9 protein-coding genes and 1 tRNA gene are annotated in these 13,335 nt (G+C 62.3%); 8 read left to right on the top strand and 2 right to left on the bottom strand.

Going from position 1 to position 13,335, the window contains the following annotated elements:
* Window positions 1-5 precede the first annotated feature (5 nt).
* A complete protein-coding gene (locus ERD78_RS15435; protein ID WP_129970230.1) occupies window positions 6-1,430 on the top strand; it encodes a 4Fe-4S binding protein in 1,425 nt (474 codons plus the stop codon).
* Here ERD78_RS15435 and ERD78_RS15430 read toward each other — a convergent pair.
* The gene (locus tag ERD78_RS15430; RefSeq protein WP_129970229.1) at window positions 1,420-2,649 is read right to left on the bottom strand and encodes a GNAT family N-acetyltransferase; all 1,230 of its coding nucleotides are present in this window, start codon (window positions 2,647-2,649) and stop codon (window positions 1,420-1,422) included. The genes ERD78_RS15435 and ERD78_RS15430 overlap by 11 nt on opposite strands.
* A gap of 133 nt (window positions 2,650-2,782) precedes the next feature.
* On the opposite strand from ERD78_RS15430, the gene ERD78_RS15425 reads away from it, so the two are divergent.
* Window positions 2,783-3,505 carry a CobW family GTP-binding protein gene (locus tag ERD78_RS15425; RefSeq protein WP_129970228.1) on the top strand — a complete coding sequence of 241 codons (723 nt, stop codon included), beginning with the start codon at window positions 2,783-2,785 and terminating at the stop codon, window positions 3,503-3,505.
* Between the two features lie 641 nt (window positions 3,506-4,146).
* Here the strand turns inward: ERD78_RS15425 and ERD78_RS15420 are convergent.
* A tRNA-Met gene (locus ERD78_RS15420) sits at window positions 4,147-4,223 on the bottom strand.
* Between the two features lie 107 nt (window positions 4,224-4,330).
* On the opposite strand from ERD78_RS15420, the gene scpB reads away from it, so the two are divergent.
* The 6 genes from scpB (at window position 4,331) to rbfA (ending at window position 13,329) form a co-directional block, all read left to right on the top strand.
* Entirely contained in the window at window positions 4,331-5,221 is an 891-nt protein-coding gene (gene scpB / locus ERD78_RS20045) for an SMC-Scp complex subunit ScpB (RefSeq protein WP_245152495.1), read from the top strand.
* Window positions 5,222-5,906: 685 nt separating this feature from the next.
* Entirely contained in the window at window positions 5,907-7,658 is a 1,752-nt protein-coding gene (locus tag ERD78_RS15410; protein WP_371734618.1) for a pseudouridine synthase, read from the top strand.
* Between the two features lie 260 nt (window positions 7,659-7,918).
* Window positions 7,919-8,401, top strand: a complete 483-nt coding sequence (gene rimP / locus ERD78_RS15405) for a ribosome maturation factor RimP (RefSeq protein ID WP_129970227.1) — start codon at window positions 7,919-7,921, stop codon at window positions 8,399-8,401.
* Window positions 8,398-9,882: a transcription termination factor NusA gene (gene nusA, locus ERD78_RS15400; protein WP_129970226.1), complete on the top strand. Its 1,485-nt coding sequence runs from the start codon at window positions 8,398-8,400 to the stop codon at window positions 9,880-9,882. The genes rimP and nusA overlap by 4 nt, the downstream gene beginning before the upstream one ends.
* A 61-nt stretch (window positions 9,883-9,943) precedes the next feature.
* Window positions 9,944-12,916: a translation initiation factor IF-2 gene (gene infB, locus ERD78_RS15395; RefSeq protein ID WP_129970225.1), complete on the top strand. Its 2,973-nt coding sequence runs from the start codon at window positions 9,944-9,946 to the stop codon at window positions 12,914-12,916.
* Between the two features lie 5 nt (window positions 12,917-12,921).
* Window positions 12,922-13,329: a 30S ribosome-binding factor RbfA gene (rbfA, locus tag ERD78_RS15390; RefSeq protein WP_129970224.1), complete on the top strand. Its 408-nt coding sequence runs from the start codon at window positions 12,922-12,924 to the stop codon at window positions 13,327-13,329.
* Window positions 13,330-13,335: the final 6 nt, after the last annotated feature.

Here is a 13,335-nt window from a genome sequence, read left to right as displayed (position 1 = left end):
GCGGCATGCTGCATGCACTGCGTTCGGGCGCGACCGGCTTCGCCAACTTCCTGCGCGACCACGCGCGCTGGCTGCGGCGCCTGCAATGGATCATCGTTGGCTTTTATCTCACGCTGCTTGTCGTGCCGGCCCTACTGCCTTTGCCGGACCGCACGGCGTCTGTGTTCAATAGCCTCACTGTTTTTGCGCAGTTTGCTTTTTGGGGGGTATGGTGGCCATTTGTGCTCTTGTCCATGCCTCTGCTGGGCCGCGCATGGTGCGGCTGGTTCTGTCCCGAGGGCATGTTGACTGAATGGGCCAGCGAACACGGCCAGGGGCATGCCATTCCCCGATGGATGAGATGGGGCGGGTGGCCGTTTGTCGCCTTCTCGCTCACGACCATCTATGGCCAGTTGGTCAGTGTCTATCAGTATCCGCTGGCTGTATTGGCCGTACTGGGCGGATCCACGGCCGCAGCGATGGTGGTGGGCTATCGCTATGGCCGCAGCAAGCGTGTATGGTGCAAATATCTGTGCCCGGTCAACGGCGTGTTCCAGTTGCTTGCCAAGCTCGCGCCATGGCATTACAAAGTCAGCGAGGATGCATGGCGCCATCCAGAGCGCCGAACCGCAGCCATCAACTGTGCGCCGCTGGTTCCACTGCGCCACATGAAAGGCGCCGGCGATTGCCATATGTGCGGCCGCTGCAGCGACTATCGCGGCGCTGTGCATCTTACGCCGCGTTCGCCCGAAGCCGAGGTGGTGCACATCGCGCAGGGCGACAACTGGCAGACCGCGCTGATCGTGTTCGGGCTCATGGGGTTGGCCGTCGGCGCGTTTCTATGGAGCGCGAGCCCCTGGTTCATCACCATCAAGCAGGCGGAGGCAACATGGCTGGTGGAACACGACATCTACTGGCCGCTGGCGCAGAACGCGCCTTGGTTTATTCTTACCCACTACCCCGATGTGAACGACAGTTTCAGTTGGCTTGACGGGCAGGTGATCCTGTTATTCATCTTTGGTGCCGCGCTGGCTGTCGGCGGGCCGCTTTATGGCTCTCTGTGGATGGCAAGCCGCCTGCTTCGAGGCGCACGCCCTGCCGCGCAGTGCACGGGGCCCGCCGTGCATGATGCCAAGGGAGCGCCTGTCGGGCGGGCCAATCTGCATCGCCTTGCGCAAGGGCTTATACCGGCGGCGGGCGTGGGCGTGTTTCTCGGACTGTCCGCCACGACCCTAACGCTGCTGCACAACGAAGGCGTAAGCACGCCTTGGGCCACGGCATTGCGGTTCATTCTGCTGGGGTTGGCGCTTGCCTGGAGCCTGCGGCTCGTCTGGCGCATCTCCGCTTCGGGCGGCGCTGCCCTGCATCGGCGTGTCGCGGCGCTAGCCTTGGTGGCCGCAGGCACGCTTCCATTCTGTGTTGCCTGGCTGATGTTCTTCGTTATTTGGTAGCGTCTTTATTCGCGGCGGCGGCGTGGCGCGCATCCGGGTGTGCAGGCTGCGAGTCGGCCCGGTTCCGATACGGCGCGTGCTCATTCAGCTCGTCGATATATGCATCCATAACCTGCGCTTCGCGTTCGAGAAAGTCGGCGATGGCGCGGGCATATCGTTCATCGGCTATCCAGTGCGCGGACCGGGTGGGTACGGGCAGCATGCCGCGCGACAGTTTGTGTTCTCCCTGCGCGCCGCCTTCGAACACCGCCAGGCCCTTTTCGATACAGTATTCGATGCCCTGCAGATAGCACGTCACGAAATGCAGTCCAGGCACATATTCGATGCTGCCCCAGTATCGTCCATAAAGGCGATCGTCTCCGCATATATTGAGTGCGGCGGCGATGGGGTGGCCGTTGCGCTCGGCCTGCACAATGAGCAGGGCGTCCGGCATGCATGCGCGCAGGCGTTCAAAAAATGTCTTGCTCAGATAGGGCGGGTTGCCATGATCGAGATAAGTCTGTTGATAACAGCGATAGAAGAAGTCGAGATCGCGCTGGCTGATCTGCCCACTGTGCAGCCAGCGAAACCGGACGCCGGCCTGTGCGGCCTTCTTGCAATCCTGCTTTATTTTCTTGCGCTTCGGCTGTGTAAGACGAGCCAGGAAATCGTCCATGCTGCGGTAGTCCTGGTTGAACCAGTGAAACTGGACACTCTCGCGCATGAGGAATCCCGCCTGCTGCAGCGCGACCTGGTCATCCGAGTCGGGAAAGAGAACATGCAGGGACGATAGGCCGTTGTCGCGCGCGATAGCCGCGGCCGCGCGCGCAAGCAACACTCGGTCTGCCGTGTCGCCAGCCAGCAGGCGAGGGCCCGGCACCGGCGTGAAGGGTACTGCCGCAAGCAGCTTGGGATAATACGTCAGCCCATGCTGGGCAAAGGCGTTCGCCCAGGCATAGTCGAAGACATATTCGCCGCGCGAATGTGACTTCAGATACAGGGGCATCGCGCCTGCGAGGCCGCCACCGCGATGCATCAGCAAGTAGTGCGGAGACCAGCCTGTTTCGGGCGTGGCGCAGCCACTGGCGTCCAAGGCCAGCAGAAAATCGTGCTGAAGAAAGGGATGTGTGCCAGCCAGCGCATTCCACGATGGCGCATCAATTTCATGCAGATTGCGGATCAGCTTGAATTCAGGAGTCAAGGCGATATGGAAAGTAGTACATGCACGGGGCGGATGCATCCGCCAAGAGTATGATAGCGTCAATTGCCGCGAGATTTTGAGGACGCCACTGCCTGCTTGAAGGTTTGCGGTGGGCGGCCATGTCCGCAATGAGGGACCATGCGGCTGACAGGACGGGGAGTGTGCATACAACATGGCGGGAGCAATTGTCGTGACGGCGGTGACGGCGGCCTCGGCCCATGCCAGGCAGGCGCTGATCAGCCGCCTGCTTGCCCCTTGTGCGGACGATTCGGACGTCTCGGCCATCGTGCTTGCGCCGTCTGGCGATCTGCCTGGGCTGGCCTTTGCGCGCACACGGGCCCTCGTCGACACACCCCGTATCAACCGGGGCGATTGCCCCTGCTGCACCATGCGCACCGGATTGGCCCGGGTTTTACGCGAGTGCTTTATGGACGCCCTTTCCCGCAGGTCGGCGCCATTCAAGCGCATTGTTGTGTCCTGCGCCACGGCGGAAGATGCGGCGCCCGTCATGCACACGCTGCGCTACGACCCCTTTCTGAATGACAGGTATCTCTACGGAGGCTGTATTGCCGTGCTTGGCACTGCGTCGCCGATGCGAGACATGATGCGGCAGGCGGCCCTGGCGGACGCGCTGGTTATCGCGGATGGGCAGCCGTCCAACGACTTGCTTCAGGCGCTGTCCACCGCAGGTATTGATGCGCCACTGTACAGTCTTGCAGGCAACGGTCTGCCGGCCGCTGTGGGGCCTGGCCAAGGGGGTGTATTGTCTCTGGAGGGGCTTGGCGCAGGATCTGGCGCTGCGCGTCTGATGCATTCAGCGCGGGCCAGCTTGTGGTCTGGCAGCAACTGGCCCAACGGCCCAGTTGCATTGCGCGCGTACAGATGGTGTAATTGAAAACATATGCCACAGGCAGGGTAACGCAATCTGGTTTGCAGCCCTTGGCCCCTTAGGTCTTTTAACCACGACGCATGCAAGGCGCCTGCTGGCCGGCTCCAGGGTTCCGTTCCCGAGCCACTGCAATATAAATTGAACAATTTAAGCAAGCGCTTTCGCTCAACCGCATGCCAACAGGCATCGGTCAGGCGGCTCGAAAGCAGCCCGTTGCTATTCTGCGTTAATCACCCGGCAGCCATTGCAGGCATGCAGGGCGAGGGTCCGGAAAGCCGGTTCTGCACCAATACGGGAATAATGGCTGATATTCCGCATACATCCGATGGTCTGTCCACGCAATGCACGACTGGAGCAGGCTGGCATGCGCGCATAAGCCGGGTTTTGCGCGGGCTTATCGCACATATGAACGCCATCGGTGGCGGCTATCATGCTTTTCCGGCCGCGCGCAGGCTTGTGTTGGCGCTCGTCAGCGAGGGCAGGATCCGCAAGAACGTGGCTGACGCGAATAATATTGTGGTGCGAGGGTGCTGGCGCGATCGTGTTCGCGGTGCGGTCGGTTCCATTGCCTGTATTTGCGTTGATGCGGCTAGCGGCAAAACAAATGGGCCGGCTGCTTTGACGCATGGCCGGCCCATTTGGGAATCTGGTTGCGGGGACAGGATTCGAACCTGTGACCTTCGGGTTATGAGCCCGACGAGCTGCCAGACTGCTCCACCCCGCGTCTGGAAAAAAAGATATTAACACTAACCATGGCATGTTGCAAGCAACGCCAGCCCTGACTCCTCCCCTTCTGGATACGGGCAGCACCTTGAATGTTGAATCGATTTGATGACTGAAACCGAGATCATCCGGGCACTTGAAACCGCACTGCTGTGCGCCGACCAGCCCATGCCGCTGGGTGAGTTGCGCAAGTTATTCGCAACCGAAGACCTTTCCAATGACGATCTGAAAGCGCATCTGGCATCGCTGCAGCAGATGTGGCAGGATCGCGGACTGGAACTGGTCAGCCTGGCTTCGGGCTGGCGCTTCCAGAGCCGCCCTGAGATGCAGCGCTATCTGGGGCGCCTGAATCCCGAAAAGCCTCCCAAATATTCGCGGGCTGTCCTGGAGACCCTGGCCATCATTGCCTGGCGCCAGCCCGTCACCCGCGGCGACATCGAGGACATACGCGGTGTGACCGTGTCGTCGCAGATCGTTCGGACGCTTGAAGATCGAGGCTGGATCGAGGTGCTGGGCCATCGCGACGCCCCGGGGCGCCCGGCGCTGCTTGGCACGACACGTCAGTTTCTGGATGACCTTGGCCTCAAGGCCTTGGATGACCTGCCCGAACTCGAGTCGCACGATAAGGTCGTGGCGTTGGCTGGCTTGGCGCTCGAAGTGGTTGAAGAGGCGCCCAGCGGTGCGGTTGACTCCGCGCCAACCGAGGCTGGTGAGACTGACGAGGATGCCGCGGATGGCGAGGGTGTGGCAGATGGCGAGGGTGCTGACAATGCGGCAGTTGAGGAAGTGGTCGGCCGCAATGCGGACGACCATGATGAGGCTTTTGTCGATATGAATGACGATGGCGAACTCACGGCCGCGCGTAATGAACAGATTGGGAGCGGCACACAGGATGTTGCCGCTATGCAGCCGGAACCCGGCGCATCGGACGTTGCTGATTCCGCCAAAGCGGGGTTGGAAGAAGAAATAAATACGGAGTACTTGAAAGAAAATGACTGAATCCACGGAACAATTCGACTTGCCACTGGGTGATATTCCGGTGAAAGCCAGCCCGAAGAAAAGGGCGACGCGAGCAAAGAAGTCCGCCTCTTCCGACGAGTCCGGCGGCGGCGTGGCGGGCGACACGGTCAGGAAGACGTCGGGCAGGGCGGCCGCGAAAACGGCAGGGAAAGCCGTGGGAGAGATGCCTGAAGCGGGGACAGCCAAGACCGGCACCAAGACCGCCACCAAGACCGCGGCAAAGAAAACCACCAGGAAGACGGCGGCCAAGAAGGTAGCCAGCGGGACGGTAACCAGGACGTCGCGTGCATCGTCGGCGCGCAAGGCAGCAGCGAGCCCCGGCAGCGAAGCGGATGCTGCCCAGGCGGACAGCGGCGCGCGCGACGCGGTGGCCATATCGCCTGCCGCAATGCCAGTCCAGCCTACCATGGCTGCGGCGCCATCCGACGCCGCAGTGGCCGAGCCCGTGAAGCGGCCCCGGCGCACAAAAGCCGCCCTGCAGGCTGATGCGATGGCGCCGGAGACAAGCGCAGCGCCTGATGCGCCCGCGCCGGCACGCAAGGCGCGCCGCAAGCCAGTGGCGGATACAGGGGCTGGCGCGAATGCGGCGTCTCGCGAGCCTGTTCAGACCATTGCGCCGGAAGTACAGGCGCAGGTTTCCGGCCAGGTGGGCGACGCGTCTGCTTTGCCGCCGGCGGCGGCAGACCCGGCGTCTTCGGTCTTCAGGCAGGCTGATGCAGGGGACGCCGGCGCGTCCGCACAGGCGCAGGCATCGGACGATGCGGCGGGGCTGGGTGTGAACAGAAGCCGTGGACGCAAGCTGCGCACGCCGTTTCGCCGGCGGCGCGGCGATGCCCAGAATGCGCCGCAGGGCGGCATTGCCGAGGGCGCACAGGCCGAACCGGATCAGCAGGCATCGTTTGCGGCCGACAGGCAGGAGCCGGCATACCGCGACCCTGCCGGGCGCAGACGCGGCAGGCAAGGGCAGGACGCTCAGGCCGCCGATAACCGGACAGCCGCTGGCGGCGAAGCTGGACGCCATCGTGGCCGCAATCGGCGCCGTCATGAAAATGGAGAAAGCGAGCAGGAAACGGAACTGGCACTGTCGTACCTGGACAATGCCGCCCACATGAGCCAGCGGCTGAACAAATACCTTGGCAGCGACCTGCTCATGCCCAAGTTGCACAAGGTCCTGGCGGATGCCGGCATAGGCTCGCGTCGCGAGATGGAGGAGCTCATCATTGCGGGGCGCGTTTCCGTCAATGGCGAGCCCGCCCATATAGGTCAGCGCGTGGGTGCCAATGACCTGGTGCGGGTCAATGGCAAACCCGTGGCGCGGCCCAACGCCAAGAAGCCGCCCCGCATCATTCTGTACCACAAGCCGGCCGGAGAAATTGTCAGCCATGATGATCCCGCGGGACGCGCCACCGTATTTGCACGTCTGCCCAAGGTAAGAATGGGCAAATGGCTGTCCGTGGGCCGTCTTGACCTCAATACTGAGGGGCTGCTTATTCTTACCACCTCTGGGGATCTGGCCAACCGGCTGATGCACCCCCGTTATGGTGCGGAGCGTGAATACGCAGTGCGCGTCCTGGGCGAGTTGACAGACGAGCAGAAGGCCCGCTTGACTGACGGCGTGCAGCTGGAAGATGGACCGGCTCGTTTTGGGACGCTGGACTACATCGGTGGAGAAGGCAGCAATCGCTGGTATCGCGTCACGCTGAAGGAGGGTCGCAACCGCGAAGTGCGCCGCATGTTTGAGCAGGCGGGCGTGACAGTCAGTCGCCTGATCCGTACCCGGTTCGGCGAGGTCGTTCTGCCGCGGACACTGCGCCGCGGGCGTTGGGAGGAGTTGGACAGCAGTCTGGTTACCGCCCTGATGCTTCAATTGGGTCTGCTGCGCGGCGATGACGACGACAGCGACGGGGGACGCGGCCGGCGTGAGCGCCAGCCCTTGTCGTACGATAGCGCATTGCCTCCGGGCTTTGGCACGATCGAGCGCAATGGGATGAATGGCGCCAAGATCAGCCGTCGCGGCAAGCTTTCCGGTGGCCGTGGTGTTGGGGCCGCTGTCCACGACGCCTTCCCGTCGGACCCTTACGGGACCGGCCTGATGTTCAGTGGCGGCCTGCCCAACGGGCATCCAAATGGGGGCGCGCCGTCGGGAAAGGGCAAGAGCAAGGGACGCAAGGCGCGCGGCAAACCAGGGGGCGCGGAGCAACGCCGCAGGGGGCCGGGCGCCCGCTCGGCCAGCAACCCTGGCGGCGGGCAAAGTGGTGCCGCTGCCCAGGGCGGCGGGACCGAGAAAGGGCGCAAGGGCGGAAAGCGGCGAACCGGCCGCACCGGCACGGCGACACGCGGTGACGATTGGCAGCCTCGGGGGGCCTTTGCGCATGAATCTCATCTGGGCAAGCTTGGAGGCGGCCGGGGAAGATAAAGGCAGGCGGCCAGTGTTGCTTTTTACCTGTAAAGTCCGGACATCACAGGAAATTTTCCAAATTTCTGTTAGAATGGACGGCTTTACAGCTCCATTGTTTTTTTGACCATGGTCATTTGCGATGGTAGCGGCACATTATCGAATGCTTCCTGGTAGGGGTTGGCGGCCGCGCATGCATGGCATGCGCTTGGTGCCAGGCCTCGAACCGCAGGTGCAATATCAGTGGGCTGGGGCGTACAGCCCATTTTTTTTTGGAATTTATGGCGGATATCTTTGCTTTGACTCAACAGGCACTGTCGGGTTCGGACATCGAGCTGGTCGATGTCGAGCGTGCGCCCATGGGGTTGCTGCGCGTCACGATCGATCGGCCGGAAGGTGTGCGCATCGAAGACTGCGAGCAGGTATCCCGGCAGCTGTCGCGGGTGTTCGAGGTTGAAGACATTGATTACAAGCGTCTTGAAGTAGGCTCTCCCGGCACCGACAGGCCTTTGAAGCGCGTGGCCGATTTCACGCGTTTCTCGGGCCAGCGCGTGGAAGTCAGGCTGCGCACCGCAGTCGGCAACCGCAAGGTGTTCGTGGGTACTCTGCGCGCGCCCGCCGATGCCGGCGCGTCGGCGCCAGCGGCGTTCGCGCTGGAGCTCGAACAGCACGATGGTGATGGCCAGGTGCTTGATTTCACTTTCGATGACGTCGAACGTGCCAAACTGGATCCCATTCTCGATTTCAAGGGTAAAAAGCGATGAGTCGCGAAATTCTTTTGCTGGTTGACGCCTTAGCGCGTGAGAAAAATGTAGAACGCGAAGTCGTGTTTGGCGCGCTCGAGAGCGCTCTGGCGTCTGCAATGAAAAAGCGCTTCAAGGAAGAGGCGGATATCCGCGTGACTATCGATCGCGACACCGGCGAGCATGAAGGCTACCGCCGCTGGCTGGTGGTGCCCGATGACGCGGGCCTGCAGGAACCGGATCAACAGGAGCTGTATTCCGACGCCCAGGAGATCGTGCCCGGCATCGAGGTGGGCGAGTACATCGAAGAGCCGCTTGAACCCGAAGAATTCGGCCGTATCGGTGCGCAGGCCGCCAAGCAGGCCATTCTCCAGAAGATTCGCGACGCCGAGCGCGAGCAGGTGCTGAACGATTTCCTCGAGCGCGGCGAAACCATTGTGTCTGGCAGTGTCAAGCGCATGGACAAGGGCGATGCCATCATCGAAACGGGTAAGATCGAAGCGCGCCTGCCGCGCAGCGAAATGATTCCCAAGGAAAACATACGTGTAGGCGATCGGGTGCGCGCCTGGGTGCTCAAGGTGGATCATGCCGCGCGCGGCCAGCAGGTTTTTCTGTCTCGCACTGCGCCGGAGTTCATCCGCCAGCTGTTCGAGAATGAAGTCCCCGAGATCGAGCAGGGGCTGCTGGAGATCAAGGCGGCGGCCCGCGACCCGGGTGTGCGCGCCAAGATCGCGGTCATCGCCTACGACAAGCGCATAGACCCCATCGGCACTTGCGTGGGTATGCGGGGCTCGCGCGTGACGGCGGTGCGCAACGAGCTGGGCGGCGAGCAGGTCGATATCGTCCTGTGGGCTGAGGACCCGGCCGAGTTCGTCATCGGCGCGCTGGCGCCAGCCAATGTCGAATCCATTGTGGTCGACGAGGACAAGCATGCCATGGATGTCGTGGTCGACGCCGAGAACCTGCCCAAAGCCATTGGCGCACGCGGGCAGAACGTACGGCTTGCCTCCGAGCTCACCGGCTGGCAGATCAACATCATGACCCCGGAAGAAAGCCAGAATCGCCAGGAAGAGGAGCGCAGCGCAGTGCGTCAGACCTTCATCAGCAAGCTTGACGTTGACGAAGAGGTTGCCGACATCCTGATCGATGAAGGATTTACCGGGCTTGAGGAAATTGCCTACGTGCCCATGCAGGAATTGCTCGAGATCGAAGCCTTCGACGAGGACACCATCAACGAGTTGCGCACTCGCGCCCGCAATGCCCTGCTCACCGAGGCCATCGCACACGAGGAAGTGGCCCAGACGGTGGCGCAGGACCTGCGCGAGGTCGAGGGCATCACGCCGGAAATCATTGCCCGCCTGGCCGAGAACCAGGTGCTGACGTTGGATGATCTGGCCGAGCTGGCCACCGACGAGTTGTCCGAGATGACAGGCTTGCCCAGCGAGGCGGCCAGCGAAATGATCATGCGCGCCCGGGCACATTGGTTTGACGACGAGGCCTGACCATATGCATATATGAGTCAGTGTTTATTGAAAAGTAGCTGAGAAAGCAAGAGAGAATCGAATGCCGAGTAACACCGTCGCCCAGTTCGCCGTCGAACTGAAAATGCCTGCCAACGTACTGCTGGAGCAGCTGCGTGGCGCGGGCGTTGACCTCAAGTCGGTCGAAGATGTCGTCACCGACGCGGACAAGGCGAAACTACTGGATTCGTTGCGCCGTGCCCACGGCGGATCCGAGGGCAAGAAAATCACGCTGACCCGCCGGCAAACCTCCGAGATCCGGCAGGCCGACGGATCCGGACGTTCCCGCACGATACAGGTAGAGGTGCGCAAGAAGCGCGTTTTTGTCAAGCGGGATCCAGCGGAACTGGCGGCTGAAGCCAGGGCGGAGGCAGAGGCAGCTGCGGCGGCTGACGCGGATGCTGTCGCGGCCCAGGCAGACGCGGTTGAATCCGCCGTGCCTGCACAACCGGTGGCCGAGCCTGCCGTTGTAGCCGAACCGGCGCAGCCGCAGCCAGCGGAAACTGCTGCTGAACCGCAGCACCACGACGCGACGCCGCCCGCAGCCGAATCCTCCCCAGAACCCGAGGCGACGGTAGCCAAGGCCGAGCCGGTGCGGGACGAAGAAACGCAGCCACAGGTGGTCGATGCTGATCAACCCGCTGCTGAATCCGATGTGCCGTCCGAGCCCGTCGAAGATGCGCCAGCGGCGGAGCAGGCTGTTTCCCAGGAATCCGAAGAGCCGGCCCAGGAAGCGCAAGCCACCGCCGCGCCCGAAGCGCCCGAAGCGCCCGAGCAGACCGAAGCCGTGAAGCCGGCCGAACCGGAAGAAACTGCGCCGGCGGCCCCGAAAAGCAAGCCCGCTGCCCGCCGCGGAGCCGATACCTCTGCCGCAGACTCCGAGCGCGAACGCGCCCGCCGAGCGGCCGAAGCCGAGGCGGCTGCGCTGAGGGCCATGCTGCATCGCCCCCGCAAGGTCCTCAAAGCGCCGGAACCGGAAGCGCAGGGTATTTCCGGTACGCTGCACAAGCCAGCCGGCGCGAAGGGGAAGAAGGATGCCAAGGCTGGGGACGTCAAGAAAGTTATCAAGGCGACCGAGGTTTCTTCCTCCTGGTCGGACGACGGCGGCCGCAAGAAACCGGCTGCCCGCAACGAGAATGCGCCCTCCGCGCCTGGCCGTGAAGGCTGGCGCGCCGGCGGCAAGGCGGGCAAGGGCGGCAAGGGGGCCCGCGGACGCGGGCGCAATGCGCAGCCGGAACGCAAGGAAGTCCAACCCGTTGAATTCATTGCGCGCGAAGTGCATGTGCCCGAGACCATCACGGTGGCAGACCTGGCGCACAAGATGTCCATCAAGGCGTCCGAGGTCATCAAGCATCTCATGAAGCTGGGGCAGATGGTTACCATCAACCAGGTGCTGGATCAGGAAACGGCCATGATAGTGGTCGAGGAACTGGGACACACCGCCATCGCCGCCAAGCTGGACGATCCCGAGGCCTTTCTGGACACTGTTGAGGCTTCCGAGGCCGAGGCCCTTCCGCGTGCGCCAGTCGTCACGGTCATGGGCCACGTCGACCATGGCAAGACCTCTCTGCTCGACTATGTGCGCCGGACCAAGGTGGCATCGGGCGAAGCGGGCGGCATTACGCAGCATATCGGTGCCTACAACGTCAAGACCGATCGTGGCATGGTGACCTTCCTGGACACGCCGGGGCACGAGGCCTTTACGGCCATGCGTGCCCGTGGCACCAAAGCCACCGACATTGTCATTCTTGTCGTGGCTGCCGATGACGGCGTCATGCCCCAAACCAAGGAAGCCATACACCACGCCAAGGCCGCCAACGTGCCGCTGGTGGTCGCCATTACCAAGATCGACAAGCCCGAAGCCAATCCCGAGCGCGTCAAGCAAGAACTCGTTGCGGAAGAGGTCGTGCCAGAGGAATATGGCGGCGATGTGCCTTTCATCGGTGTTTCTGCCAAGACAGGCCAGGGGGTTGATGATCTGCTCGAGAATGTGCTGCTGCAGGCGGAAATACTCGAACTCAAGGCTCCCGTCGATGCACCCGCCAAGGGCATCGTGATCGAAGCGCGCCTGGACAAGGGACGCGGTCCGGTGGCGACGGTTCTGGTTCAAAGCGGTACGCTGTCACGCGGCGATGCATTGCTGGCCGGTGCCAGCTATGGCCGGGTCCGCGCCATGCTCAACGAGAACAGCAAGCCGGTGTCGAGCGCAGGGCCTTCCATCCCCGTCGAGATACAGGGTCTTACCGAGGTGCCAGCCGCAGGCGATGAGGTCATTGCCATGTCCGATGAGCGCAAGGCGCGCGAAATCGCACTGTTCAGGCAGGGCAAGTTCCGCGATGTGAAGCTGGCCAAGCAACAGGCGGCCAAGCTTGAATCCATGTTCGACAACATAGGCGAAGGCGTGCAAACGCTGGCGCTTATTGTCAAGACAGATGTGCAGGGGTCGCAGGAAGCGTTGGTTGCGTCGTTGGTCAAGCTGTCTACCGACGAAGTCCGTGTGCAGGTTGTGCACGCCGCTGTTGGCGGTATATCCGAAAGCGATGTCAACTTGGCGATTGCCTCGCACGCCGTGGTGATCGGCTTCAATGTCAGGGCCGAGCAAAGCGCCAAGAAGCTTGCCGATAGCAATGGCATCGATTTGCGCTACTACAACATCATTTACGATGCCGTGGATGATGTTCGCAATGCCCTGTCGGGCATGCTGGCGCCCGAGAAGCGTGAAGAAGTCATCGGCACGGCCGAGATCCGCGAGGTGTTCCATGTGTCGCGCGTGGGTAATATTGCGGGCTGCATGGTTATCGACGGCGTTGTGCGCCGCGATGCCCAGGTTCGGCTGCTGCGCAACCATGTTGTGCAATGGACGGGCTCGCTCGATTCTTTGCGCCGGTTCAAGGATGACGTCAAGGAAGTCAAATCGGGCTTTGACTGCGGCATCACGCTCAAGGGCAACAATGATATCGAAATCGGCGACCAGCTGGAGTTCTTCGAAATCAGGGAAATCGCCCGCACACTGTAATCATTATGGGCCGTCACAAATCAAAACCCAATCCTGGCCGCAATACCCGGCTGGCCGACCAGATTCAAAAGGATCTGGCCGGTCTTATCCAGCGCGAGGTTGACGTGGCCCGCGCGGGCCTTATCACGCTCACAGGCGTCGATCTCTCCGCAGACTACGCCCATGCCAAGGTGTATTTCACCGTCATGGGCGCGGAACCGGCGACCGCGGCGTCCGTCCTGAACGACAAGGCGGGCTGGCTGCACTCGCTGTTATTCAAGATGCTGCACATTCATACGGTACCCACCCTGCGTTTTGTTCACGACGATCAGCTTGCCCGTGGCATCGCGCTGTCCCAACTGATCGATCAGGCCAATCGGCCTGCCCAGGTCTTCACGCCCTCGGAACCCGAGGACCCGGACGAACAGCCCTGAGGGCTG

It is taken from the genome of Allopusillimonas soli, assembly GCF_004153445.1.
Taxonomy (GTDB): domain Bacteria; phylum Pseudomonadota; class Gammaproteobacteria; order Burkholderiales; family Burkholderiaceae_B; genus Allopusillimonas; species Allopusillimonas soli.
The sequence above is the reverse complement of the archived record's forward strand: the minus strand, read 5'-3'. Positions and strand labels throughout refer to the sequence as shown.

Bases quoted from the DNA above. Each gene is read 5' to 3' on its own strand.
- rimP (WP_129970227.1), top strand. From the start codon at position 7,919: ATGGCGGATATCTTTGCTTTGACTCAACAGGCACTGTCGGGTTCGGAC.
- nusA (WP_129970226.1), top strand. From the start codon at position 8,398: ATGAGTCGCGAAATTCTTTTGCTGGTTGACGCCTTAGCGCGTGAGAAA.
- infB (WP_129970225.1), top strand. From the start codon at position 9,944: ATGCCGAGTAACACCGTCGCCCAGTTCGCCGTCGAACTGAAAATGCCT.
- rbfA (WP_129970224.1), top strand. From the start codon at position 12,922: ATGGGCCGTCACAAATCAAAACCCAATCCTGGCCGCAATACCCGGCTG.
- ERD78_RS15425 (WP_129970228.1), top strand. From the start codon at position 2,783: ATGGCGGGAGCAATTGTCGTGACGGCGGTGACGGCGGCCTCGGCCCAT.
- ERD78_RS15435 (WP_129970230.1), top strand. From the start codon at position 6: ATGCTGCATGCACTGCGTTCGGGCGCGACCGGCTTCGCCAACTTCCTG.
- ERD78_RS15430 (WP_129970229.1), bottom strand. From the start codon at position 2,649: ATGCATCCGCCCCGTGCATGTACTACTTTCCATATCGCCTTGACTCCT.
- scpB (WP_245152495.1), top strand. From the start codon at position 4,331: ATGACTGAAACCGAGATCATCCGGGCACTTGAAACCGCACTGCTGTGC.